The sequence below is a fragment of the Corallococcus sp. 4LFB genome (genome assembly GCF_046520365.1).
In the GTDB taxonomy this organism is placed as follows: domain Bacteria; phylum Myxococcota; class Myxococcia; order Myxococcales; family Myxococcaceae; genus Corallococcus; species Corallococcus caeni.
The window spans coordinates 1-24,772 of record NZ_JBKGHJ010000034.1 but is presented as its reverse complement, the minus strand read 5'-3'; the positions used below and the strand labels follow the sequence as shown (position 1 = coordinate 24,772).

Sequence of the window (24,772 nt, the reverse complement as noted above, 5' to 3'; positions counted from 1 at the left end):
GCTGTCCGGGCTGGCCGCCAGCCAGAAGCACCCCGGCATCTTCTGGGGACACAACGACTCCAACAACCCCTTCGAGCTGTTCGCCCTGGATGAGACGGGCGCGGTGAAGGCCACGCTCACGCTCACCGGCGCGGATCCGCGCGACATCGAGGACGTCGCCGTGGGCCCGTGCGCGCCGGGCGGCAAGGAGACCTGCGTCTTCCTGGCGGACACCGGCGACAACTTCGAGCGCCGCAAGGAGGTGCGCCTGTTCCGGCTGCCCGAGCCCGCGGCCGTGCAGGACGCCACGCTCCCGGTGGAGACGCTGCTCTTCACCTACGAGGACGGTCCCCACGACGCCGAGTCGCTCATCGTCGACGACCGCTCCGGCCAGGTGGGCGTGCTCACGAAGACGCGCGCGTCGCTGGGCGACCTGTACGCCGTGGAGGGGCTGAGGCCCGGCGCCACGGGCAGGGCGCGCAAGCTGGGCACCCTGCGCGTGCCGGACGACGTGGACCGCCTGTCCACCGCCGCCACCCTGCACCCCTCCGGCCAGCGCCTGCTGGTACGCACGTACACCCGCGTGTGGGAGCTGCGCAGCCCGGACGCGAAGCGGCTGGAGGACTTCGTCCAGGCGCAGGTGGTGGAGGTGCCGGGCGCCAGCCAGGCCCAGGCGGAGGCCGTGACGTTCCTCCAGGACGGCCGCGGCTACCTGTTGGGCAGTGAGTTCGTGGGCGAGCCCTGGTTCGCGTCGACTGCCGCTGATCGGACAGTCGGGCCCGCGTTCGTTGTCGTCCAATCACGCCCTGCGGTTGACGGCTTGGCGGAGGTGACCATCTTTGGCCGGCTGAGGGAACCGTCATACGACATGGTGTCGTTTGTACGGGGGAGGGGGAGGGCGAGCGTGCCGACGATGAAGCCACAGGACCTGCCGCCGGGGATGGGCCCGCGCGGAAAGAAGAGCGACAAGCCAACACCCACGAAAGGTGGGTTCAAGTTCGGCTCACCACTGGGCTACATCCTCCTGCTCGTCCTGGGGTTCCTGCTGTTCCGGAACGTGTTTCAGGACGCGGGCGTGCGCCGGGTGTCGTACAGCCAACTGCGCGACGCGGTGGAGAACAACCAGTTCAGCCGCGTCCAGATTTCAAACGAGTGGGTGAAGGGCTTCCTCAAGGAGAACACCCAGCCGCCTCCGGGCGAGCGGGGCACGCTGCGCAGCGAGCCCAGCGCCCTGCCGTGGATGGCCTACCGCGTCCCCGGTGACGAGGGCCTGGTGCCCCTGCTGGAGCAGAAGGGCATCCAGTTCGAGGCCGTCCCGCAGTCGAGCTTCAGCGAGGTGTTGTGGATCTGGCTCATCCCGATGGGCCTCCTCATCCTCTTCTGGAGCTTCATGATGCGCCGGATGTCCGGCGGCATGGGCCAGGGGCCGCAGAGCGTCATGTCCTTTGGCAAGACGCGCGCGAAGGTGCAGGCGGAATCCGACACCGGCGTGGGCTTCAAGGACGTGGCCGGCGTGGACGAGGCCGTGGACGAGCTGCGGGAGATCGTCGAGTTCCTCAAGACGCCGGAGAAGTTCCGCCGTCTGGGTGGCCGCATCCCCAAGGGCGTGCTGCTCGTGGGCCCTCCGGGCACGGGCAAGACGCTGCTGGCCCGGGCCGTGGCGGGTGAAGCGGGCGTGCCCTTCTTCAATCTCTCCGGTTCGGAGTTCGTGGAGATGTTCGTGGGCGTCGGCGCGGCCCGTGTCCGCGACCTCTTCGCCCAGGCCACCGCGAAGGCGCCGTGCATCATCTTCATCGACGAGCTGGACGCCATCGGCAAGAGCCGCAACTCGGGCGTGGCCGGCGGCCATGACGAGCGGGAGCAGACGCTCAACCAGCTGCTCGCGGAGATGGACGGCTTCGACAGCCGCGCGGGCCTCATCATCCTGGCGGCGACGAACCGCCCGGAGATCCTGGACAGCGCGCTGATGCGCCCGGGCCGCTTCGACCGGCAGGTGCTGGTGGACCGCCCGGACAAGCGCGGCCGCGAGCGCGTGCTGGAGATCCACGCCAAGGGCGTGAAGCTGTCCTCCGACGTGGACCTCAAGGTGATTGCCTCGCGCACGCCGGGCTTCGCCGGCGCGGACCTGGCCAACGTGGTGAACGAGGCGGCGCTGCTGGCCGCGCGCAAGAACCGCGACGCGGTGATGCGGGCGGACTTCGAGGAGGCCATCGAGCGCGTGGTGGCGGGCCTGGAGAAGAAGAACCGCCGCATGAACGAGCGCGAGAAGGAGATCGTCGCGCACCACGAGGCGGGCCACGCGGTGGTGGGCTGGATGCTGCCCTACGCGGAGCGGGTGACGAAGGTGTCCATCATCCCGCGAGGCCTGGCGGCGCTGGGCTACACCATGTCGCTGCCCCTGGAGGACCGCTACCTCATGTCGCTGGACGAGCTGCGCGACAAGATGGCGGGCATGATGGGCGGCCGCGCGGCGGAGGAGATCTTCATCGGCGAGGTGTCCACCGGCGCGTCCAACGACATCAAGCAGGCGACCGAAATCGCCAAGATGATGGTCCGCGACTACGGCATGAGCACGCTGGGGCCGGTGGCGCTGAGCGGTGAGCAGGGGCCGGGTTTCTTGCGGTCCGCGGGCCTGCCGGAGTCGCGCACCTACTCCGAGCAGACGGCGCGGATGATCGACGAGGAGGTCCGCAAGATGGTCTCCGAGGCGCTCGACCGCGCCCGGGAGGTCCTCAACGTCCACCGCGACAAGGTGGAGGCCCTGGCCGCGCGCCTGCTGGCGACGGAGGTCATCGAGGAGGAGGCGATGATCACCATCCTGGGGCCCAAGGTGCAGGCGCAGCGCGGCCTGCTCCACCCGGAGGCCCGCGCGGTCATCTCCGCGCACCCCGTGGGAGGCATGGAGTCCGAGCCGGTGGTGCCGCCCACGCAGCACGCGGAAGGCAAGCTGGACTCCTGAGCTGAGCCTGCCTGCCCTCCGGGCAGCCATTCGCCCACCGGATCCACCGCCAGCCTGCGGTGGCCGGTGGGCGAAATTACTTTCCAACGACAAGGAGGCGTCGCCGTGGAGAACCGGATCGGAAAGAGCTACGTCGCGCGCAAAGCGTTGTTCGCCAAGGGCCTGAAGGACGGCCGGCTCACGGTACAGGAGATCGAGGAGGCGCTGCCCCCGGGGACGCTGACGGCCGCCGAGCGGTGGCTCCTCTACTACTCCCTTCGTGCCGCCCAGGTGGAGATCATCGACGAGGTGACGGGACAGGTGGATCACGGCTTCATGGCGGAAGCGCCGCCCGCGGCCCCCTCCAACCACTAGGCGCGTTGACAGGGCCGCCCTCGCGGTTACGTTCGCGCCGCTCATCGAGGTCCGCTTCTTCCAACCCCTGGCGCAGGTTCGACAATGGACGGCAATCCCCGCAGCGACGAGACCCCGGAGACGCAGGCCCCCGCCGACAGCGAGGCGGAGGGCGCGTCCGCCGACACGCAGGCCGAGGCCGCCCAGGATGGCGAGGTGGCGCGGCTCCAGGCGGAGCTGGAGGCGTCGCGCCGCCGGGTGAACGAGCTGGCCCGGGGGCTCCAGGACCTCACCAAGGACCGGGAGGAGTTCAAGCAGCGCATCACCCGCGAGCGCGAGCGGATGCTCGACGTGGAGCGCGGCAACGTGGCCCGCACGCTGCTGGAGGCCATCGACGAGCTGGACCTGGTGCTGGCCAACAGCCAGCAGGACACCTCGCCCCTGGTGCAGGGCGTGCGGATGATCCGCGACAGCCTGCTGTCCAAGGCCCAGGCCACCGGCATCGAGCGCCTCCAGGTGGTGGGGCGCCCGTATGATCCGAACGTCGCCGAGGCGGCGGACATGGAGGTGACGCCGGTGGAGGGCGACGACCAGAAGGTGGTCGCCGAGTTCCGCGCCGGCTACCGCCTGAAGGACCGCATCATCCGCCCCGCCCGGGTGAAGGTGGCCCGGTACGTGGCCCCGGCCCAGGCCTGAGCAGCCCCTCCTCCTGCCCGCGTCCCCAGGAAGCAGGGGCGCGGCCGGGAAGGGCGGGGGCCGCCGGTCTGTTGGGCCCTGACGCCATGGCCCGCCGTGTAAGCTGCCGTCCCGTGTCCGTCCGACTGCTCAGCGTCCTGCTCGTGGTGGCGCTCGCCCCGGTGGCGGGAGCCTCCGAGGATCCGCTCACGCCCTGGCTCCAGGCCCGGGTGCGCGAGCACATCGCCTTCTTCACCTCCCCGACGCCCGCGACGACGGACGCCCCCGCCCCCGCGGGCGTGTCCTCGCTCTGGCGCGAGCGCCCGGCGGGCTACCCCGGGCCTGCCCCGCTTCACGCCGCCCACGTCGCTGGCGCCGCTGATCCGCGCGGTGGAGGCGGGCGTGGTGAACATCACCACGGTGGGGCCCGGCGCGGTGGCGGGCGCGGTGAAGCGCTCCACCGGCTCCGGCTTCGTGCTGACGCCCGACGGGCTCGTCGTCACCAACAACCACGTCGTCGCCAACGCGCAGGGCCCGGCGGTGTACCCGTCCGGCTCCGGCGTCACGCCCGGCAGGGACGGCCCCCGCGAGGTGCCGGTGCAGCAGGTGTCCGTGCGGCTGGCGGACGGCCGCGAGTTCCCCGCGGACGTGGTGGGCCGCGACGCGTCCACGGACGTGGCGCTCCTGCGGCTCAACGGCGCCGGGCTGGGGACGCTGCCGGCGGTGTACCTGGGGGACTCCGACGCGCTGGAGGTGGGGGACTGGGTGGTGGCCATCGGCAACCCGTTCGGCCTGGACCACTCGGTGGCGCACGGCATGATTTCGGCGAAGGAGCGCGTGCTGGGCGTGGGCCAGTTCGACGACTTCATCCAGACGGACGCGCTCATCAACCCCGGCAACTCCGGCGGCCCCCTCTTCAACATGAAGGGCGAGGTGATTGGCGTGAACACCGCCATCATCAGCGAGGGGCAGGGCATTGGCTTCGCGGTGCCCATCAACCTGGTGAAGGACCTGCTGCCCAACCTGCGGGAGAACGGGAAGCTGGAGCGCGGCTGGCTGGGCGTCGTCATCAACGAGGACGGCGCGGACGCCACCGCCACGGCGCCGGTGGTCAAGGACGTCTACCGCGGCAGCCCCGCCGCCCAGGCGCACATCCGTCCCGGGGACCGGCTGGTGGCGGTGAACGGCCGGCCCATTGGCAGCTACCTCCAGCTCCTGCGCAAGGTGGCGCTCCTGGCGCCGGGCACGGAGGCGAAGCTGACGCTCTTGCGCGACGGCGGCACCCAGGAGGTGGCGGTGCGGCTGGTCGCCCGGCCCGCGCAGGAGGCCACCGAAGGGCTCTCCCACCGGGGCGGCAGCTCCGCGAACGACCTGGGGCTGGTGCTGCGGGACCTGACGCCGGAGGTGGCGGCGCCCTGGGCTACGAGGCCTTCCTGGGCGCGCTCGTGTCCGGCGTGGTGCCGCGCAGCCCGGCGGAGCAGTCCGGCCTGCGCGCGGGCGACGTCGTCATGGAGGTGAACCGCCGCCGGGTGAAGGACGCCGCCGGGGTGAAGGCCGCCCTGGAGCGGGGCAGCGCCGGGGCCAGCATCCTCCTGCGCGTGCAGCGGGGCGACGCGCTCCAGTACATCGCCATCGCCCGCTGACTTACGGCCGCGGCCCGCCGCTACTTCCTGGCCGCGTCCTTGCCGTTGAGCCACAGCCCCAGCTGGTTGCCGGTGCGGCCCTCGGTGACGAGGATGGCCTCGATGCGGGCGTTGACGCCGTAGTGCTTCCCGCCGCCCTTCTTGGGCAGCGTCCACACCGACTGCGGCGTGAAGACGACCTGCGCGCGCACGCCCCGCGCCCGGAACATGCGGTCGAACGTGCCGCCGTTCCACATGTCCGGCGCCGTGCCGCTCACCGTGAGGTAGTTCATCACCGGGTTGCCCTGTGAGTCCGTCTTCTTCGGCGCGCCGTGGGACAGCCCGTACTTCCCGCCCGAGAAGAAGGGCGTGATGTTGATGGTGAACTCGTTGGTGCCGGGGTTGAAGTCGCCCGGGGACAGCATGCCCGCGTCGTCCTCGGTGATGATCATGTAGAGGCGCTTGCCCGTGTACTTCTTGCGGAAGGCCTCCGCCTGCTGCTTGCACCGCGGATCCACGAGCGCCCCGTCGCACTCGCCCACGTACTTCTCCAGGAAGGCCCCCAGGCCACCCAGGGGCTCGGACTCGTCACGCAGCTTCGCGAAGCGCGAGTCCACGTCGGCCAGGGCGAGCGTGGGCACCAGGAGGGCAAAGGCGGCGGCCAGGAAGCGATTCACGGCGGGAACTCCGGAAAAAAGGGGGAAGGACAGCCCCTGGGATGGTGCCACCGAAGGCCGCTCCGGCGGCAGCGCTTTCCCGTGAAAGGGACATGGTGCGTCATGGTGTGTCATGGTGGATGTAGGTGATTATTTGCCTACATCTGGCTACCGTGTAGTTTGCCCCTGTCCCCACCTGTTTCGGAGCCCTCCCGCATGAACACGCAGCCCCAGGAACGCCGCTCCAATCTTCGCTTCGACAAGATCTTCACCGTGTACCTGTCCACGCAGGACGGGATGATGCGGGGCATTGGCCGCAACATCAGCGCGCGGGGCATGTTCATCGAGGTGCGCGACTCGCTGGGGTTGGGCGAGAAGCTGAAGGTGACGTTCGCGGGCGAGGACGGCACGGAGATGACGTGCCTGTGCGAGGTCCGCTACCAGGTGGCGCTGGCCTTCGGCCGCAAGGACGGGCGGCCCGGCAACAGCCGCGGGGTGGGGCTGCGCATCGTGGCGTACGAGACCCTGGATGACGCGCCGCTGCTCCTGGTGGACCGCGAGCGGGTGATGCACTGAAACACCACGGGGCACGGCCCTTCCCCGGTTGAGCGGGAAGACACCGTGCCCCGGGGGGGCGACGCGGGAGCCGGACGGGCCGGTTACTGCGAGAAGCCTTCCAGCAGGTAGTGGGCCTCGATGCGCTTGAGCGCGAGGATCATCGCGGCGCAGCGGCTGTCCACCGTCTTCCCGATGCAGTACGGGCGGCTGTCGTGCATCTCCGTCTTGCGCGGCTGGTTGCGCGAGATGTCCCGGATGATGCGGTAGTTGCGCTTCATGGCGCGCTCGAGGCGCTGATCGACCTCCGCCTCGCTCCAGCGCTCCATGCGCTTGTTCTGGATCCACTCGTAGTAGGACACCGTCACGCCGCCGGCGTTGGCGATGATGTCCGGGATGAGCTCGATGCCGCGCTTCTGCAGGACGCGGTCGGCCTCCGGGGTGGTGGGGCCGTTGGCGCCCTCCGCGATGAGCTTCACCTTGAGGCGCTCCGCGACGTCCGCGGTGATCTCCCCGCCGAGCGCCGCCGGGACGAGGATGTCCGCCTGGACGTCCCACAGGTCCTTCTTGTCGATGCGCTGGGCGCCGGGGAAGCCCACGACGGAGCGCTTGAGGTTCTTCGGGTCCGCCACGTAGGTGGCCAGCGCGTTCACGTCGATGCCGTCGCCGTTGAAGATGGTGCCGTCGGCGTCGTTCACCGCGAGCAGGCGCGCGCCCATGTTCCCCAGGATCATGGCGGCGTGGCTGCCCACGTTGCCGAAGCCCTGGATGACGAAGGTCTTGCCCTTCACGCTCTCGCCGCGGTCGGCGTAGTAGTCCTCGATGCAGAACGCGACGCCCTGGCCGGTGGCCTTGCCGCGGCCTTCGGAGCCGCCGATGCGCACGTCCTTGCCGGTGACGATGCCGCGCAGGTTGTGGCGCTCGCGCTCACCGTCGGAGAACTGGCGGTAGAGCAGCGCCATGATCTCCGGGTTGGTGCCCACGTCCGGCGCCGGGATGTCGATGTTCGGCCCGATGAGGCTCTTGAGCCGGTACATGAAGCGCAGGGTGATGGCCTCCAGCTCCTCGCGGCCGTACTCGCGCGGGTCCAGCTGGATGCCGCCCTTGCCGCCGCCGAACGGGACCTCCGAGATGGCCGTCTTCCAGGTCATCTCCGCGGCGAGTGCCTTGAAGAGGTCCAGGGACACCTCGCGGTGGTAGCGCAGGCCGCCCTTGTAGGGGCCACGGGCCTGGTTGTGCTGGACGCGGTAGGCCTTGAAGCGCTGCGACTCACCGGGGACCAGCTGGTAGACGTGACCGTCCGGCAGGCGCAGGTGGCCGTGGCGGATGGCGACGTCGGAGCCCAGCAGGGCGCGGCCGTTGAGGATCAGGTTGCCGTTGGCCAGGCGCTCCAGGCCGTCCGGGTTGCGCACCTGGGTGACGGGCAGGTCGGAGAAGGCCTTGGCCTCCTCGGGGAGCAGCGGCACGAGCCGGTCCTTGAGCTTCGCTGTGACGTAGAAGATGTGCTCGTAGTCGGGCTCTTCGAGCTCCAGACGCACCCGCTTGTCCAGGCCGATGAGATCCGCCGCGAAATTGAAGATCTCCATCGCCTCCGTGTAGATGGTGCGCTTGGGCGTGGGGGCCGGGGCGCGCATGAAAGTCTCTTCGCTGGCCATGATGGAACGTGCTCCTTGAGGGCCCTCCTGGAATGGGGGCCGCTGGGGAAAGCGGTGCCCTTATGTGCATAGGCGCCCCGCGAGTTCAACCGCTCTGGCAGGCGGCCGTCCCCCCACTTTATGGAGAAAAGTCGCGGACTTAGCCGACGCGGTGTGTCACTCCGCCGGATGCACCGTGTCATCGATGTCAGGGCTTCTGGGGGATAGAAGCGGGCGTGGGGGAGGGCGCTTGAAAAGGCGCGGAGAAACTCCTTGCCCGGTCCGGATGCGGGTGGTACTTACCGCGCCGCTTTCGGTGCGCCGACATAGCTCAGTTGGTAGAGCAACTGATTCGTAATCAGTAGGTCTCCGGTTCAAATCCGGATGTCGGCTCCAAGAAGAGAAAGGCCGGTTGCCCCTGGGGCAGCCGGCCTTTTTCGTTTCCTGGGGCTGGAGCCCGGCGCCTTCAGCGGACCGGGGCCGCGGTGGCGGGCGTCGCGTGCACGCCGCCCGGGTGAAGGGGGCTGGCGCTTCAGGCGGCGTGCGGCGAAGGCGCCCCGTGCCCGCAGGCGCGGTTGGCCGGGACGGCGATGTCGATCTTCCGGGGCTTGGGCAGGTGGAGGTTCTCCATGATGTGGATGAACTCCTCGCGGCTCTTGCCGGCCACGCGCGGGTTGTGCCGCTTCTCCTCGGCGATGCTCGTCACCATGTGCCCGTGGTAGTCGTGCCCGGGGTAGACGAGCGTGTCGTCCGGCAGGCCGAAGAGGACGCGGGTGAGGCTGTCGTAGAGGTGGCTCGCGTTGCCGTTCTGGAAGTCGGTGCGGCCATTGCCGCGCACGAGCAGCGCGTCCCCGGTGAAGACGCGGTCCCCGAGCAGGTAGCTGAGGCTGTCGTCCGTGTGGCCCGGGGTGGCGAGCACCTTGAAGACGAGCTGCCCCACGCGCAGCTCGTCCCCGTGGCGTGCATGGACGTTGGCGCAGGCCGCGCCCCCCACGCCCCCCACCACCGTGGCCTGCGTGCGCTCGCGCAGCACGCCGGAGCCGGTGACGTGGTCCGCGTGCACGTGGGTGTCGAAGACGTGGGTGAGCGTGAGGCCCAGCTCGCCCACCAGCTTCAGGTCCCGGTCGACCTGTTCGAGCACCGGGTCGATGAGGACGGCATGGCGCGTGGCCTCGTCGCCGAGGAGATAGGTGTACGTCGAGGTATCGGGGTCGAAGAGCTGGCGGAAGATCATGGTGAAGCCTCCTGCCCATGAGAGCCGGGGGACGGGGAAAAGGATTCAGGCGTCCGCTGCCCCGGCGGACTGGAGGCCCGCTGAACCCTCCCGCCCGGACCCTGGCTCTCACGGGACAGCCCTTCCTCCTCCCCCTGCTGGGCGGGGCGCGACGCACGCTCCGTCGCGCGCCGAACGCAAGGGGTGAATCCTTTGCGTCCTGCTTGGGCTCAAACCCCCCGGACCCATCGCAGGGAGCTTGAACGTGCCTCAACTTCAGGAGCAACCCGGGAGCAGTGCGCCCCCCGTCACGTCCGTCGCCGCGTCCGAGCGCCACCGGGTGCTCATCATCGGTGGAGGCACGGCGGGGCTCACCGTCGCCGCACGGCTGAGGCGCAAGGGCGTGCGGGGCGTGGCGCTCATCGAGCCCTCGGCGCATCACTACTACCAGCCGCTGTGGACGCTGGTGGGCGGCGGCGCCGCGAACATCGAGAGCACCCAGCGCCCCCAGGCCGACTTCATCCCGAAGGGGACGAAGTGGATCCAGGACTGGGCGGAGGAGGTGGACCCCGTCCGGCAGGAGGTGCGCACGCGGGGCGGGGCGCGCGTGGGCTATGACTTCCTCGTGGTCGCACCCGGCATCCAGCTGGACTGGGACAAGGTGCGCGGCCTGCGCGAGGCGCTGGAGACGCCCTTCGTGTCCAGCAACTACGACTTCCGGCTGGCGCCGAAGACGTGGGAGATGGTGCGGGCGTTCCAGGGGGGCACGGCCCTCTTCACGCACCCGGCCACGCCGGTGAAGTGCGCGGGGGCGCCGCAGAAGATCATGTACCTGGTGGCGGACCACCTGCGCCGCAGCGGGCTCGCCGGGAAGTCGCGCGTCGTCTTCGGCTCGGCCTGCAAGGCCATCTTCGGGGTGAAGCCGTTCGCGGACGTGCTCGACGGCGTGGTGAAGCGCTACGGCATCGAGACGCGGTTCTGCCACAACCTCGTCGAGATCCGCCCCGACCGGCGCGAGGCGGTCTTCGCGGTGACGCGGGAGGGACGGGAGGAGCAGGTGACGGTGGGTTACGACATGCTCCACGTCACGCCGCCGCAGAGCGCGCCGGACTTCATCAAGGCGAGCCCGCTCGCCCACAAGCAGGGCCCGAACGCGGGCTGGGTCAAGGCCGACAAGCACACCCTTCAGCACCCGGACTACCCGAACGTCTTCGCGCTCGGGGACGCGAGCGACCTGCCCACGTCCCGCACCGGCGCGGCCATCCGGGCCGAGGCCCCGGTGCTGGTGGAGAACCTGCTCGCCGTCATGGAGGGGAAGGCCCCCGCCGCCCGGTACAACGGCTATGCCTCCTGCCCCCTGGTGACGGGCTACGGAAAGCTGCTGCTCGCCGAGTTCGACTACGACGGCAAGCCCGCGCCGAGCCTCCCGTTCATCGACACCCTGATGGAGCGCCGCGACATGTGGCTGCTCAAGAAGTATGGGTTACCGCGCCTGTATTGGGACTTCATGCTCCGCGGGCGCGCATAGCGCCCGGGCTCGAGGCCGTGCGGGTGTCTGGGCTCATCTCTTCGGCACGGGCTGCGCGCTCCTGCTATGTCTTCCCAGGCGGATGTCTGGGAAAGGCATTCTGGCCGCCGGGCGCTCTTTCCGGAAACGGAGGCGGCGCGGCGCCAGGAGGAGGCGACGGGCGGATGTCGACGCGAACCGATGCGCAGCTGCAGGAGGCCGCGCGCGCTGGGGATGACGCGGCCCTGGAGGAGCTCCTCGCCCGTCACGAGAAGCAGGTGTACCGCTTCGGCCTGCGCATGTGCGGCTCCGAGGAGGACGCCAAGGAGGTGCTCCAGGAGACCCTGTTGGCGGCCTTCCGGGGCATCCACGCGTTCCGCGGCGAAGCGGAGCTCTCCACCTGGCTGTACCAGGTGGCCCGCACGCACTGCCTGCGCCTGCGCCGCCGGCGCGTCGGCGTGCCCGAGTCCTTCCAGCCGCTCGACTCTCCCGCCGCCACGCACGTGCCCGCGGAGGAGGCGACGCCGGACATGGTCTCCCATGCGCGGCAGATGGGGGAGGCGCTGCAGGCGGCCATCCTCGCGCTACCGGAGTCGCACCGGGAGGCGCTCATCCTCCGGGACGTGGAGGGGCTCTCGGCGGAGGAGGCCGCGCAGGTGGTGGGCATCGAGGTGCGGGCGCTCAAGAGCCGGCTGCACCGCGCGCGGCTCCAGCTGCGCGAGCACCTCTCCACCCTCATGGGCGAGGGCGCCCAGGGCCAGGAGCACGGGTGCCCGGAGCTGGCGCGGGAGCTGGCGGAGTTCGCCGCGCAGGAGGTGGATCAGGCCACCTGCGTGCGCCTGGAGGACCACCTGGCGCGCTGCCCGCGCTGCGCCGGGACGTGTGATTCGCTCAAGCGCTCGGTGTCGCTGTGCCGCCGCATCCCCCGGGGACGCGGTGCCCGCGCCCGTGCGAGCGGCGGTGCGGCAGGCCCTGTCTCGCGCCGTGCCTCCCTGAGGGGGCCACCGGACCCGGCGCAGGCGTCCGCCGCGAGCGCCGGGGCGAGCGGGGGAGGGAGGGGCTGGCCGGCGGACCCGCTGGAGAGCTGAACCCGGCGATAAGCGCAACGCTTGCCGCCCGCCTGTCTCCCCTGGTGTGAACGGGGAATCCATCGCAGAACACCGCCCGTTAACCGGCGTGTTCGAGCACCCGTGCGGAGCGCTCCTGACAGCCCGCCGGTCCTCTTTGGAGCAATGCCGTGAGCAGTCTCATGAAGGAGTCCGTGCTGCGCGTGCATCACTGGACCGACACCCTGTTCAGCTTCGTCACCACGCGCGACCCGGGCTTCCGCTTCGCCAGCGGCCAGTTCACGATGATGGGCCTGGAGGTCGAAGGCCGGCCGCTGCTGCGCGCCTACAGCATGGTGAGCGCGCACTATGACGACCACCTCGAGTTCCTGAGCATCAAGGTGCCCGGCGGGCCGCTGACCTCCCGGCTGCAGCACCTGAAGGAAGGGGACCAGGTCCTCGTCAGCAAGAAGGCGACGGGCACGCTGGTGCTCAAGCACCTGCTGCCCGGCAGGAACCTCTACATGCTGAGCACCGGCACGGGCCTGGCGCCGTTCCTCAGCCTCGCGAAGGACCCGGAGATGTACGAGCAGTTCGACCGGGTCATCCTCACGCACACCTGCCGGCGGGCCGAGGAGCTGGCCTACCACGACCTCTTCCTCCATGAGCTGCCGCACAACGAGTTCTTCGGGGAGCTGGTGAAGCAGAAGCTCACGTACTACCCGAGCGTCACGCGTGAGGACTTCCGCAACACGGGCCGCATCACCGACCTCATCCAGAGCGAGAAGCTGTTCAAGGACGTGGGCCTGCCGCCGCTGAACCCGGAGGTGGACCGCGTGATGCTCTGTGGCAGCCCCGGCATGCTCGCGGACCTCACGACCATGCTGGAGGAGCGCGGCTTCCGTGAGGGCACGCCTGGTGAGGCCGGGCACTACGTCACCGAGAAGGCCTTCGCGGAGCGCTAGGTTCAAAGCACGCTCTTGGCGAGCGCCACCAGCACCTCGATGAAGCGCCGGTCGGCGAGGAGCAGGGGCACCATGGGCGCCATGGCCGCGCCGAGGACGGCCACTGCCGCACGGATGTCGATGGGGAACCATCGCATGCGGCGCGCGGTGGTGAAGGACGTTCCCAGATCCGTGAGGGAGGAGAACTCGGGCGCGCCCAGTATCTGCTGCCCGGCGGGTGGCTCGCGGTGGAACCACCGCTGCTCGAAGCGCCGCGAGTGCCAGGCGGCCACCCCCGAAAAGGCATGGTCCCCCCGCCGCTTCGCGAACAGGAGCTGACGGCTGAAGAAGGCCAGCGGCGCGAAGACGACGACGAGGCTGAGGAGCGCGAAGGCGAACAGGTGAAGGGCGTAGTCCGTGAAGTTGGCGCTGGGGGCGCGCGACAGCCGCTGCGCGGTGAGCGTGGAGGCCACCGCGAGGACGATGAGGGCGAAGCTGGCCTGGCAGGTGCCGAGGAAGCCCAGGCCGCCTGCCACGTCGGGATGGGTGGGCACGAGGGCGAGCGGCAGCCGGGAGACCCGGAACAGGAAGCCCGCCCACAGGATGCCTCGCCAGAGCCAGCGCAGGACCAGGAACCGGATGAGCGGCATGCTCACCACGAGGTACCACCACCCGGCCAGGGTGCGCGGGCCCCCGGGCTCCGTGTGGAGCCAGACCGGGTTCGCCTGGTGGGGCAGGTCAATGAACGACACCGCGAAGGAGGCCACCAGCAACCCGGCCTCGACGGCGGCGCCGCGCCTCAGCCGCATCACCCCGCGGGCGATGCCCTCGAAGGTGGCCAGGTCCTTTGACCCGATCAGCTCCGAGACGACGAACTGGCGCACGGCCGCCGCGAGGCTCAGGTCGATATAGCGCTCGCTTGCGATGAGCAGCGGCAGGGACACCAGGAACTCGACGTGGATCCCCAGGTCGCGCAGGAAGGCATGGGACACGGAGGGCCCGCCCTGGAGCAGCGACAGGACGAGGAGCGGCAGCCAGCCCACCAGCGTCAGGACGAGGATCCGCAAGGACCGGGAGGCACTACCGCGGGGGCGAGCAAGGGAGCGCCGCCAACCGAGCGCGCTTCCCTGGATGAGCGAGAAGTCGAGCAGTGAGGCGGGGACGTCCATGGCAGTCTCAAAGCTGTGCCATGGGAGCTGCCCCTGCCAGGAGCCTTGCCTGCCAGGCCTCAATTCCGGGCAGGGGTGGCTTCAAGCAGACGTGTCGTGCTTACGCAGACAAGTGCCCATTCATAGCTTTCTGTCCTGATGCGGATGTCATGAGGAGACAGCCATGGGCAAAGGCAGCGGTGGGCAGGGTGGAAGCGGGGGGCAGGGCGGAGGGGGAGGTGCCAAGGGAGGCGGCGGCGGCAAGGGCGGAAGCGCCGCGCCCCGTCCGCCGAATGGTCCCAGCACGACAGGAAAACCGTCGGGCGGTGGCCGCGGGAACAACGCCCCCAAGAAGTGATTCAGCGCAGGGGCTGAAGACGCCCATAGGTAAGTGAACGCCACAGCCACTCGGCGGGACCGAAGCGGAAGTGTCTCAGCCAGACGTGGCTGAGCAGCACCTGCACCGCGAAGAGGCCCAGCGCGATGCCGACACAGTGTGACGGGGGCACGCGGCCGATGAGCCCCAGGCCCCAGCCGTTGTAGAGACACAGGCTCAGCACCGTCTGCATCAGGTAGTTCGTCAGCGCCATGCGGCCCACGGGGGACAGCACCGCCAGCGCCCGGCGCCAGCGCTCACGCTGGTAGAGCAGCGCGAAGCCGGCCAGGTACGCGGCGCCCAGGAGCACGAAGCCCAGCTCCTGGAGCGCCATCAGGAGGAACAGGCCGGCGTGGGTCGCTGGCTCCAGCCCCTGGGCTCGCAGCTGGAAGGCCAGCAGTCCTCCCGCGTTGAGCAGTCCCCCCACGCCCAGGCCCCACCCCAGCACCCGGCGGAGCAGGGCGCGGTGGCGCTCCACGTCGTGCAGCAACCGGTGACGCCCCGCCAGCAGGCCCAGCAGGAAGCGGCCCAGGATGAGCGTGAGCCAGATGAGCACCCGGGGGGAGCTGAACCACGTCCGCAAGACGTAGCGGGCGTTGCCGGTCTGCGCTGCCCAGACCGAGTCACTGGAGAGCGCCGCCAGCAGCTCGGCCCGCAGCTCTGATTCAGGGGCATGCGCCGCCGCGCCGGGCCCCCACAGCTGAAGCGCGAGCACCAGCGGCGGCATCACTCCCAGCAACACCACCACCCAGCGCCACAGCGTCCGGTCCGACCTTCCGGCGAAGAGCAGCAGCAGGAGGCCCGCCAGCGCGTACAGGTGGAGGATGTCACCCAGCCAGAGCGCCAGCAGATGCACCGCTCCGAAGCAGAACAGCACCCCCATCCGCCGCAGATGGATGGGGACGTGCGAGCTGCCCCGGTCCTCCGCTCGCGACAGCTGGAGGGAGAAGCCCAGGCCGAAGAGGAAGCCGAAGAGGTTGAGGAACTTGTGCGCCACGAAGAACAGGAAGAGGGCGCCGGCCACCAGCTCGGGGAGCGGCGACCCCAGGGCCTGGAGCTGCGCGGGTGGCAGCAGGTTGCGGCCTCCGAACCAGAGGAACGAGTTCGAGACGAAGACGCCGCACAGCGCGAAGCCGCGCAGGGCATCCACCATTTCGACGCGCTCTCGAGACGACACCGGATGGGCGGGCTGGGCTGAATGAGACACGGGGACATCCTGCGGCTCACGTCTGACATCGCCGCGGAGTCACGGTTGGGTTTTGTGACAGACCGCCGGCAACCCGCCGGAGCCTTCCCGTGTCATGGGGCGCCAGGGCACTGTTCCGCCTCCGATGTCCGCGGAGGAATGACATGCGCGGTAGCAGTGCCGAAAGGCTTTCATCCGTCGAGCCCGGCTCCGGCGGAGTGACGGTCCGGGACGCCGGTGCGGCGTTCTGGAAGGACGGGGGCGCGCGTGATTGGGATTGCTGGGTTCCCGAGGGACACTTCAGTCTCAGCCAGCGCTTCCTCAAGTGCGCCCAGCACATCCAGATGAAAGGGTTCCATCAGGTGCCCGTCACGCTGAGCGACGGGCGCGGGCAGCCCGTCGGTGTCGCCGCCACGTATCGCAACACCATCGACGGGGCGGACCTTGGCAATGAACGGATCCAGCAGGCCGTCCACCTGGTGCGCGGCGCGGCTCCGCGCTTCCTGAAGTACGGCGTCATCGAAGTCGGAAACCCGGCCGGGGTGGGGTTCCCGGTGCGCTCGTCGCTGACCAGCGCCGAAGCCATCACGACCCTGGCGCGCTGGGCGCAAGCGGAGGCGGACCGGCAGCGTTCGTCGCTGGTCGTCATCCGGGACATCGAGCCGGTGGCCGCGCCAGGCGCCGTGGAGGTGCTCCGTCGCCTGGGCTTCGTGCCCTCGCCGCTTCCGGCGGCGTTCATCGTCCCGCTGCCGTTCACCTCGTTCAATGAATACAAGGCCCACATGCGGGCCCGCTACCGGGCGCGGTTGGCCGGGTGCATGAAGGAGACGGCTTCGCTTCGCGTCGAGGTCGTGGAGCAGTTCGCGGAGCTCGCGCCACAGCTCACGGCGCTGTGGCGGACCCTCTACGACCGCGCCACCCAGTACCGCCGGCTGGTCCTCACCGAGGGCTTTTTCGCCTCGGCCAGCGACATGCCCGAGGCGAAGGTGATGCTGCTCCGCCGGCCTGATGACAGCGTCGCCGGGTTCGGGCTGCTGTTCCTCGACGGTCCCATGCTGCGGTTCTCCTGCACCGGCTTCTCACGCGAAGCGGCGCTGGAGGAGGGCGTCTACTTCCGGCTGCTGTACGAGGTCGTCCGCTACGCCATCGAGCACGGCTGCAAGGCGGTCAACATGGGGATGACCACGGCCGGGCCGAAGATGAGCGTCGGTGCTCAGCCCGTCCACGTGTCGGCCTGGATCTGGCACCGCTCGGCCTTGCAGCGTCAGGGATTGGGCTGGCTCACCCAGAACCTGATGAAGCCGCCGCCTCCCGTGGAGCGGAACGTCTTCAAGGAGGACGTCCCCCTGTTCCAGGACCCGGCGCTGTCGGAGCGGCCGGTCACGCCCCGGCCCTGAGCCGTTCGCCGGTGTCCAGCCGGATGGCCTCCTGCACGTGGGGCCAGTCCGCCAGGTTTCGCGCCAGCGTCCGGAAGTGCTCCCTCCGGACGCTCACCCGCACCACCTGCTTCATCCGGCCGTCCTCCATGCGGGGCAGGACCGTGCTGTGAAAGGCCGGCAACAGCAGCCACTTGTTGAGCTGCGAGCTCCTCAGCAGCGTGACGAAGGCCGCACCGTCGAAGCGCACGTGCGCCAGTTCCTGACTCGTCCAGTTGGAGGAGTAGACGCGGTCCTTCCCGAGCAACCAGTGGTGATACACGCTGCCCTGGCTGGTGTTGCGGCGCCAGTAGTCCGCCCAGTGCAGGTCCTCGCGCAGTTGCGTCCGGCCATAGGCAGACACCACGGCCCGGTTGCGGATGGCCAGCTCGGTGACGCTCGCGCGCCACAGGTCCGCGCGCCTCAGCACCGCGGACGCGTTCCCCAGGCAGTTGGCCACCGACCCCGGTGGCGCTCCCAGCAGCTCGCGGACGTCGATGGGGAAGTACAGCCCCACGTCGGGTGGCGCTCGTGGATCGCGGGTGCACTCGCCGAAGAACTTCAGCAGCGTCGCGTTGACCACGTCGTTGGTGGACACCTTCGTGCCCGCGGCCTGCGCCTGGGTCTTGATGGCGTCGACGCCGTCCTCGTCCAGGAAGAGGCAGACGGGCACGGCATCCGTCACGGCCTGCTTCAAATAGCGCGCGATGCCCAGCGCCGCCTTCGCGCGCGAGATGTGGACGATGCCGTGACGGCCCTGCCTGGACGGTTGGACGCCGGCCGCCTCGCCCGGCTCGCCCAGGTGCCTCCAGATGTCTCGCCGGTCGAACACCGGCGGTTCGCCAGGCCCGTGGCCCGGGTCGCTGTAGGCGTCGGAGACCGCTCGCAGGAAGTCGTAGATGCCGTGCAGGTCCGTCAGCGCGTGGTTCCAGCTCAGGCCCACCACGGAGGCGTCGCGGAAGTGCGTGAGCTTCAGGTGCAGCAGCGGGCGGCGCCCGTCGTGGACCGGCGGCTTCCCGGGGGCCAGCCGGGAGACGAAGTCCCCTGAGTAGAGGACCCGCCTGTCTCCCGTGGGGAAGGGCGCGTCGACCTCGTCGAGGTCCAGGCCCACGGCGCTCATGCCCTCACGCACCCCGGGGCGCGGCGGGTGGTGGCAGATGACGAGCACCGCGTCTTCCTGCTGCCTCAGAGTGCCGTGGAAGAACGGATAGCGGATGAGCGTCGCGCGGAGCGCCTGGGTGAAGCGCTCGGTGTCGATCCTCCCGCTGAAGACCGCCGCGAAGCTCACGAACATGCCCTTGAGCGCGACGTCCACGGCGCTCAGCGCCCACGTCCGCTTCAGCGGTTCGGAAGGGGTGAGGACGCGCTGCCGTGTCATGTTCGGAGCCTCCGGCGAGAGGAACTGCGTCAGGGTTTTGTGCGCGTGCGCGACCGCTCGCGCATCAGCTCGAGCAGGGCCAGCGCCTCGCCGCCCTGGCCCGCCAGCGCTTCCATCATTCCCGCCTGGTCTTCCGCCGAGCGGTTCTGGCCCAGCTTGAACTTGCCCTGGAGCTCCTCGATGGGCAGCTCGAAGCCGACGATCTGCTCCAGCATCCGCGCCCGCTGCTCATCGGACAGGCGGGTGTCGTGGTCGGGAGCATTCAGGGCGGGCTCGTACTCCGCGAGCGTCAGGTCGATCAGCCCGGACAGCTCCGCCGGCGTGTCGATGAGGCGGGGATGCCCGAGCGCGTGCACCACCGCGTAGTTCCAGGTCGGCACCGAGGGCCGCACCTTGTACCAGGTGGGGGAGATGTAGGCGTGGGGGCCATGGAAGACGCAGAGGACCGGCCGCTCTCCGTCGAAGTCCTTCCAGTGCGGATTGGCGCGCGCCACGTGTCCCAGCAGCGTGCCCTTGTCGCCCTTGCCCGGCACCAGCACCAGCGGCACGTGCGAGACGTTGATGCCGGAGCCGTGCGAGATGACGGTGCTGAAGCTGTGCTGCTTCATGAACGCGTGCAGCGCGGGGAGGTCCGACTCCTGGAAGGTGCGGGGCGTGTAGAGCATGCGGTCCTCGACGAGGGCGGTCAGATGCTCAGGGCGGAGAACACCCTGGGGCCGACCGCGTTGTAGATGCGTCGGAGCAACGACCAGGACAGCCTTGCACGCCAGGGGAGGTGAGAGAAGCAGAGCAGTTCGTACTCGGTCAGCGGCGTGGCCCCTCGCTTCTGCTTGAACTGCCCGGAGCCCGAGCTGAGGTTGAGCGGCAGCCCTCGCTGTTCCGCCAGCTGCATCAGGTGGCTCATCCCCGCCCGGTACAGGCCGTGCTTGCGCGACAGCACCGGGTCGTGGCCCACCACGGAGCCGATCAGCTCTCCGCCCGCGACGAAGCAGGTGACGAAGTAGGCGAGGCGGCCCTCCACCTCGATGCCGTAGACCTCCAGCAGCCCCTGCCGGAACACCTCCTCGAACCAGGCCTCCGTGAAGAAGGCGTTATGGTCGGAGTACTTGTCGATGTAGAGCGCCCGGTACAGCTCGCGCAGCCGGTCGATGACGCCCGGGTCGGCGGCCGTGAGCCGGCGCAGGTTCGCGCGGTGCTGGTTCAGCAGGTTGCGGTCCTGCCGGAACTCCCGGGGCGGCTTCTTTCCTTCCTCGTGCCGCCACACGTACATCTGCCGGTTGAAGATGGCGTGCAGCGCCGCGCCCGGACGCTCCGCAGCCACCGCCGCCGCCGTCTCCGCGGTGGCCCGCTTGAAGACGAAGGCGTGCTTCGGGAAGCGCTCCCGCAGCGCCTGCGTCAGCCTTTCAAGCTGCTCCGGCGTGAAGCGAAGCGCCGGCCCCGTGGCCACCATCCAGTGGTTCACGTAGACGACCCGGTCCAGGTGCCTGGGGCGGATGACCGTCCGCACGGCGCGGATGAACGCGAGGAGCGCCCGCCGCGTCCCGGGCTCCTTCACGGAGGCCACGAACTCCTCCGCGTAGGTGATGTAGTTGATGAACGGCGACGTGAGGTAGCAGTCGCTGTCCGCGCCGTCGTTGACGATGAGCGGCGTCACCTCGCCATCCACGTCCGCCAGCAGGACGCGGTGGCGGGTGTTCCCGATGAACGGCGTGGTGCCGCGCTCGACGTAGTGACCGACGAGCTTCGACGCAAGTCGCGCGCTGTCGCTGCCCTCCGTGGACGGAGGGGCGTGCTCAATGAGCCTGACCGGAGCCATGGCGCACGTCGAACGAGTACACCGGGGTGGTGCCCACGGTGAGCGTCACATCCCGCACCGCTTCGCCACGGAACGTGTAGCGCAGACGCGCCTCCGGCCCCATGCCCAGCAGGTCCACCGTGTCCTCCGACACCGGCACGGCCTTCAGCATCGGCTGCTCGTTGACGAAGATGCACAGCTCGTTGTCCACCATGCGCATGCCGCCCCGGGCCTCGGACGTCAGCGGCGCGAGCCCGGTGCCGGGCAGGCTGAAGCCCTGGGGGAGGGTGAAGTCGAAGGCGAAGCGCTCGACGACGCGCGGATCCAGCTCCGCTTCCGTGCCTTCGCTCCCCATGGCCTGGAGCGACGGCGGGACCTGCTGGGGCGGGAAGAGGTGGAGCAGCGCATCGTCCGCCGTCACGTCCAGCACCAGGTGGATGCGGGCCACGTCGCTCTTGTTGACCCCGTGGTGCGGCAGCGAGAAGTCGCCGTACCAGAACTCCCCCGCGCGCCAGACACACCGCTGGCCGCCCACGAAGAACTCCACGTCGGGGTGGGTGATGACGGGGATGTGGAGCCGGACGATGCGCTTGGAGAGGAACGCGTCCGAATGCTCGCGGATGACGCCGCCGGGCTCCAGGCGCAGCAGGCGCGCCAGCCGCAGCTTCAATCCCAGACCCGAGAGCAGGTCGCGCAGATAGGGCGCCTGCTCCAGCACGGGCGATGCTCCCGACGTGGCGGAGTGCAGACAGATGGAGGCCCACCCCTGATGGCCCTCGCCCGGGTATCCCGCCGGCTGGGCTTCCACCTGGCGCCGGACGGCGTGCCAGGCCTCCTCCAGCGCCTGCGGGTCGAACGTCTTCGTCAGCTTCACGGCATGCATGGGACGGCGCTCCTCAAGAACGTCGTTGATAGAGATTGATCCGCCAGAGCTGGGTGCGCTCCCGGGCGATGGCGTCCTGGTATCGGTCGGTGACGACCTCGTAGCCCTGGACCTCCGGTGCGGCCACGCGCAGGTGTCCCCGGGTGACGACCAGGGCGTCCGGCGTGAGGCCGGGCTTCATCGCGTTGAGGAAGTCGCGCTCGCGCTCCGGTGGGAGGAACGAGGGCACGTCGGAGAGCGACACGAAGTCCACGTCCCGCTGCTCCTGGACGTGCTGGATGATGTCGCCCCGGACGTACTCGATGTCGGTGTCGCGCGCGGCCTTCTGCGCCGCCAGGAAGACGTCGGCGTCGCACTCGATGGGGTAGCCCTCCGGGTAGCGGAGCTCTCCGAAGAACACGAGCTGGAGGAAGAAGCTGGAGCGCACCGGCAGCGTGCGGAAGAGCCGGTCGAAGATGTCCCAGTAGATGCGGAACGCGCTGCCCGGGAGGTTCTTCTTCGGGAAGTCCCCCCGGTAGAGCAGCGAGTTGAGCACCGCCGAGTTCCCCATCAAGAGGAGCACCCCCTTCCAGGCTCCCTTGGGGAACCCGCCGTCCAGGTACGTGCGCTGACCCGCGACGTCCGGCTGATCGAACATCCTCCGCCCGCGCTGGCCGGTGAACAGCCTGACGAAGCGCGACAGCGTGCGCAGCATCCCCTCGAAGCGGCCCAGGTAGACGATGCGCTCGCCGGCCTGGACCGCCTTCCACACGGGATCCAGCGCTGTCCGCGCGGAGCCCGACAGGGGCAGGGTGGCGAGCAGCTCCAGCCGGCGCTGGATGGACATGGCCTCGTAGCCCAGGAGCCCCAGGTACTCCGCGTGGTTCAGCTGGCGGAGCGCGGCGATGCGCAGCTCGGTGAGCGCGAGCTGGGTGTCGGAGATGTCCACGCACGTCAGCTTCCGGGGCGCGCGGGCGAGGAGCGGCACCACGCGCCCGCCGCTGCCGGCGACGGCCACCACGTGCCGGGCGTCCGCCGGCAGGGCGTGCAGCTCGACGCTGGAGTCCTCGTCGCCGAGCGAATAGTTCAGGTGGCTGAAGTAGGCGCGTGCCATGGCGTGGGGCTCACAGCGCCTTGAGGAAGGCGGCCCGCTCGCTGCTTCCGTCGACGAGCTGGGCGTAGGCGTCCGCCACCTCGTCCATCATCCGCCAGGTCAGCCGCAGGCTGGTCTCCATCACCTGGGCCACGTCCTCCCAGTCCTCGGGCGTCCTGCACTTCTTGGCGATCATCTCGTCGACCGCCTGCGAGTGCTCCGCGTCGATGTCCGAGTGCGCGACGAAGAAGGTCATCTGCGCCGGGGTGAGCCCCAGCGTCTTCTGGACCTTGCCCAGGAGCGGCCGGATGTAGTCGTAGCAGCTCTCCGCCCAGAAGCTGTACCCCAGGCGCTGCAAGGGATTGCCCTGGTAGGAGACCCAGTACAGGTACGCGATGAGGACCTCCGTCGCCGGCAGGGCGCGCGGGATGGGGAACCCCGGCGCAAGGCCCATGCTGGCCACGTCGTGCAGGGCCATCTGCTCGTGGCCGACCTCCTCCTCCGCGTGGTTGAAACAGAACTTCTGGTAGTGCCGGTCGTCCTCACAGCGCACGCCCACCAGCGCCTGGTTGCGGGCGTTGTGACGGGTGTAGTGATACGTCTCAATCAGATACAGCGCGTAGAGCGCCTTGGTGACCTCGCCCTGCTGGACGGTGCGGACGAAGCGGGACTGGGTCAGGAGCTCGTCCCAGACCTGGGAGCGGCGGTGCTTCAGGGCCTCCAGGCCGGGGACTGCCTTTGTCGTGTCGGTCATGTCTGTTCCACCTCAACCAAGCGGGAGTAGGCGTCCGGTGAGTCATTCAGCCGGAGGCGGGTGAGTCGTTCGGACATCCGGGTGCTGGCGGCGATGAGCTGCGGCCAGGTCCCCGCCATCAGCGTGTAGGGCTGGGGGCCCCGCATGGCACGCGGTGCGGCTCCTCCGAGGACGCGGCCAGCCCGTAGCGTTCGAACACGGTGCGCGCGGCCCGGCGGCACAGCCCGACGATGCCGACGTAGCCCTCCGTCATCGCCCAGGTGCAGGCCGCGACGAGCAGGCGCGGGGTGACGGAGGGGCTGCGCGCCTCCGGATCCACGACCAGGCGGCTGAACTCCGCGTAGCCCTGAAACCGGGACGCCTCGGCGTCCAGGGAGGACGCGAGCGCCTGGAACTCGAAGGGGCCGGGCGTGATGCGCAGGCTGCCCACGAGCTGGCCGTCGCGGCTGGCGTGGAAGTGCGCGCTGCGCTCGTCCAGCTCCAGCCGCCAGTCGAGCTGGAGCTGCTCGGGGCTCAGCAGGTAGCTCAGCCGCGCCCGGTACTGGGCGTCGCGGAACCGCCTTGCGCGCTCGACCTCGGCGGGGGTCGTCGCATGGAAGAAGGGGCCTGCCAACACCACGGGCGTCTGGCCCGCGCCGAGCCGGGCCATCCGCGTCTCCAGGACGCTCATCGCCGCGAGACGGGAGGCGAGCTCCGGGTCGCGGGATGCGCCACCACCTGTATCAGCCACGGACTTCCCCCTCTGACTTTCGCGATGCTGCCGCTGGCGGCGGGCGCCGGCGCAAAGGCATACGTGTTCAAGAAATGAGGCGAGATGTGTCTCGCCTGCAACAGAACAGTCGCCTGGATCGGCATGTCGCGTAAAGCGCGCCAGGGGTAGACCTCCCGTGGCGGCGGGAGACTCCCTTGCGAGTAGAGCGCTTGCCCATTCAAGGCAAGACATCTCAAGTCCGGGAGGCTGGGGGACTACGGCTGGCGGGCCTGCTCCGCGTGGGCGGCGTCCTGGGAGTTGATGACGCGGGCCACTCCGTCGTACCGGGTATGGCTTCCTGGCGCCGTCACCGTGTGGCCGGGATGCTTCGTCACACGGAAAGGGCCTGCAAGCGCCATGAAGGACAGGGCCAGGCGCGGACTCTGCGCACGCTGGGCCGGCGGTTGCGGCGTCAAGCCGAGGTGCGCGCGGAGAAGAGGACGGCGGGCCTGGCGCGAACGCAAGGTCCTGAAACGACACGTCGGGCCGGAGTGAGTCCCCGGCGACGTGGACACTGGCTCAGCCCTGGAAGGAAACGGGCAGTGCTTCGGGCTGCGAAGCGTCGTTGCAGACCAGCGACTCCACCTGGGCCTGCTGGGCCTCTTCCTGAATCACCGAAGCTGTCTCACTGGAGGGCGCCGCGCCGGTGCCCTGGCAGAGGCCATAGCTCCCACAGGTGATGACGGTGTTGCTGATGTTCAGACAGATGGCACTGCAGCTGGTGTCGGGGGAACATTCCTCGTCGCAAGGCGGCGGCCGCGCCAAAGCGGTGGTAGGGACGAGCGAGAGGACAGCAGTGGCTGCCAGCCATCCGCGTCCGTTTAACGTGATGGGGAAAAGCAGAGCAGAATCAAGGACCTGAGTGCAGCCGAGCAGGCAGGTCCGTCGAAA

21 protein-coding genes, 1 tRNA gene and 1 pseudogene are annotated in these 24,772 nt (G+C 69.7%); 10 read left to right on the top strand and 13 right to left on the bottom strand.

Annotated features, from left to right (window positions below; genetic code table 11):
• Window positions 1-919 precede the first annotated feature (919 nt).
• The 4 genes and pseudogenes from ftsH to ACLEQD_RS06270 all read left to right on the top strand — a co-directional run bounded on the left by ftsH (window position 920) and on the right by ACLEQD_RS06270 (window position 5,589).
• Complete coding sequence (gene ftsH, locus ACLEQD_RS06285) at window positions 920-2,938, top strand: ATP-dependent zinc metalloprotease FtsH (RefSeq protein WP_410382523.1); 2,019 nt, start codon at window positions 920-922, stop codon at window positions 2,936-2,938.
• A gap of 105 nt (window positions 2,939-3,043) precedes the next feature.
• The gene (locus ACLEQD_RS06280; protein WP_120527041.1) at window positions 3,044-3,292 is read left to right on the top strand and encodes an RNA polymerase sigma factor region1.1 domain-containing protein; all 249 of its coding nucleotides are present in this window, start codon (window positions 3,044-3,046) and stop codon (window positions 3,290-3,292) included.
• Between the two features lie 84 nt (window positions 3,293-3,376).
• A complete protein-coding gene (locus ACLEQD_RS06275; RefSeq protein WP_338267765.1) occupies window positions 3,377-3,967 on the top strand; it encodes a nucleotide exchange factor GrpE in 591 nt (196 codons plus the stop codon).
• Window positions 3,968-4,053: 86 nt separating this feature from the next.
• Window positions 4,054-5,589, top strand: a pseudogene (locus ACLEQD_RS06270) (trypsin-like peptidase domain-containing protein).
• 20 nt (window positions 5,590-5,609) lie between these two features.
• Here the strand turns inward: ACLEQD_RS06270 and ACLEQD_RS06265 are convergent.
• Window positions 5,610-6,245: a DUF6066 family protein gene (locus ACLEQD_RS06265; protein WP_410382516.1), complete on the bottom strand. Its 636-nt coding sequence runs from the start codon at window positions 6,243-6,245 to the stop codon at window positions 5,610-5,612.
• 195 nt (window positions 6,246-6,440) lie between these two features.
• On the opposite strand from ACLEQD_RS06265, the gene ACLEQD_RS06260 reads away from it, so the two are divergent.
• Window positions 6,441-6,800, top strand: coding sequence for a PilZ domain-containing protein (locus ACLEQD_RS06260; protein WP_120555309.1), 360 nt, complete (start codon window positions 6,441-6,443; stop codon window positions 6,798-6,800).
• An 83-nt stretch (window positions 6,801-6,883) separates the two neighbouring features.
• Here the strand turns inward: ACLEQD_RS06260 and ACLEQD_RS06255 are convergent, their stop codons facing one another.
• Window positions 6,884-8,434: a Glu/Leu/Phe/Val family dehydrogenase gene (locus ACLEQD_RS06255; protein WP_410382514.1), complete on the bottom strand. Its 1,551-nt coding sequence runs from the start codon at window positions 8,432-8,434 to the stop codon at window positions 6,884-6,886.
• Between the two features lie 299 nt (window positions 8,435-8,733).
• On the opposite strand from ACLEQD_RS06255, the gene ACLEQD_RS06250 reads away from it, so the two are divergent.
• A tRNA-Thr gene (locus ACLEQD_RS06250) sits at window positions 8,734-8,809 on the top strand.
• Window positions 8,810-8,945: 136 nt separating this feature from the next.
• Here ACLEQD_RS06250 and ACLEQD_RS06245 read toward each other — a convergent pair.
• Complete coding sequence (locus tag ACLEQD_RS06245; protein WP_410382512.1) at window positions 8,946-9,647, bottom strand: MBL fold metallo-hydrolase; 702 nt, start codon at window positions 9,645-9,647, stop codon at window positions 8,946-8,948.
• A 244-nt stretch (window positions 9,648-9,891) separates the two neighbouring features.
• Between ACLEQD_RS06245 and ACLEQD_RS06240 the strand changes: the two genes are divergently transcribed.
• The 3 genes from ACLEQD_RS06240 to ACLEQD_RS06230 all read left to right on the top strand — a co-directional run bounded on the left by ACLEQD_RS06240 (window position 9,892) and on the right by ACLEQD_RS06230 (window position 13,144).
• Window positions 9,892-11,154: an FAD-dependent oxidoreductase gene (locus ACLEQD_RS06240; RefSeq protein ID WP_410382510.1), complete on the top strand. Its 1,263-nt coding sequence runs from the start codon at window positions 9,892-9,894 to the stop codon at window positions 11,152-11,154.
• Between the two features lie 164 nt (window positions 11,155-11,318).
• Window positions 11,319-12,221 (top strand): RNA polymerase sigma factor, encoded by a 903-nt coding sequence (locus tag ACLEQD_RS06235; protein WP_410382508.1) that lies wholly within the window; start codon window positions 11,319-11,321, stop codon window positions 12,219-12,221.
• 149 nt (window positions 12,222-12,370) lie between these two features.
• On the top strand, window positions 12,371-13,144 hold the full coding sequence (locus tag ACLEQD_RS06230) for a ferredoxin--NADP reductase (protein WP_410382506.1): 774 nt from the start codon (window positions 12,371-12,373) through the stop codon (window positions 13,142-13,144).
• 2 nt (window positions 13,145-13,146) lie between these two features.
• On the opposite strand, the gene ACLEQD_RS06225 is transcribed toward ACLEQD_RS06230, so the two are convergent.
• Both ACLEQD_RS06225 and ACLEQD_RS06220 read right to left on the bottom strand, forming a co-directional pair.
• Window positions 13,147-14,190 carry a hypothetical protein gene (locus ACLEQD_RS06225; protein WP_410382504.1) on the bottom strand — a complete coding sequence of 348 codons (1,044 nt, stop codon included), beginning with the start codon at window positions 14,188-14,190 and terminating at the stop codon, window positions 13,147-13,149.
• Window positions 14,191-14,630: 440 nt separating this feature from the next.
• Window positions 14,631-15,854 carry a DUF418 domain-containing protein gene (locus tag ACLEQD_RS06220; RefSeq protein ID WP_410382502.1) on the bottom strand — a complete coding sequence of 408 codons (1,224 nt, stop codon included), beginning with the start codon at window positions 15,852-15,854 and terminating at the stop codon, window positions 14,631-14,633.
• Window positions 15,855-16,177: 323 nt separating this feature from the next.
• On the opposite strand from ACLEQD_RS06220, the gene ACLEQD_RS06215 reads away from it, so the two are divergent.
• Window positions 16,178-17,230, top strand: coding sequence for a GNAT family N-acetyltransferase (locus ACLEQD_RS06215; protein WP_410382500.1), 1,053 nt, complete (start codon window positions 16,178-16,180; stop codon window positions 17,228-17,230).
• Here ACLEQD_RS06215 and ACLEQD_RS06210 read toward each other — a convergent pair.
• The 8 genes from ACLEQD_RS06210 to ACLEQD_RS06175 form a co-directional block, all read right to left on the bottom strand.
• Window positions 17,214-18,626 (bottom strand): acyltransferase, encoded by a 1,413-nt coding sequence (locus ACLEQD_RS06210; RefSeq protein WP_410382498.1) that lies wholly within the window; start codon window positions 18,624-18,626, stop codon window positions 17,214-17,216. The two genes, ACLEQD_RS06215 and ACLEQD_RS06210, sit on opposite strands and share 17 nt — an antisense overlap.
• Window positions 18,627-18,655: 29 nt before the next feature.
• Window positions 18,656-19,291 (bottom strand): FMN-binding negative transcriptional regulator, encoded by a 636-nt coding sequence (locus tag ACLEQD_RS06205; RefSeq protein WP_410382496.1) that lies wholly within the window; start codon window positions 19,289-19,291, stop codon window positions 18,656-18,658.
• A gap of 20 nt (window positions 19,292-19,311) precedes the next feature.
• Entirely contained in the window at window positions 19,312-20,442 is a 1,131-nt protein-coding gene (locus ACLEQD_RS06200; RefSeq protein ID WP_410382494.1) for a GNAT family N-acetyltransferase, read from the bottom strand.
• Entirely contained in the window at window positions 20,420-21,304 is an 885-nt protein-coding gene (locus ACLEQD_RS06195; protein ID WP_410382492.1) for an aspartyl/asparaginyl beta-hydroxylase domain-containing protein, read from the bottom strand. The genes ACLEQD_RS06200 and ACLEQD_RS06195 overlap by 23 nt, the downstream gene beginning before the upstream one ends.
• A 13-nt stretch (window positions 21,305-21,317) precedes the next feature.
• Window positions 21,318-22,397 (bottom strand): DUF3419 family protein, encoded by a 1,080-nt coding sequence (locus ACLEQD_RS06190; protein WP_410382490.1) that lies wholly within the window; start codon window positions 22,395-22,397, stop codon window positions 21,318-21,320.
• Window positions 22,398-22,407: 10 nt separating this feature from the next.
• The gene (locus ACLEQD_RS06185; protein ID WP_410382488.1) at window positions 22,408-23,130 is read right to left on the bottom strand and encodes an iron-containing redox enzyme family protein; all 723 of its coding nucleotides are present in this window, start codon (window positions 23,128-23,130) and stop codon (window positions 22,408-22,410) included.
• A 118-nt stretch (window positions 23,131-23,248) separates the two neighbouring features.
• Entirely contained in the window at window positions 23,249-23,860 is a 612-nt protein-coding gene (locus ACLEQD_RS06180) for a GNAT family N-acetyltransferase (RefSeq protein WP_410382486.1), read from the bottom strand.
• A 540-nt stretch (window positions 23,861-24,400) separates the two neighbouring features.
• On the bottom strand, window positions 24,401-24,772 hold a 372-nt coding region (locus ACLEQD_RS06175; RefSeq protein WP_410382485.1), incomplete at its 5' end, for a hypothetical protein.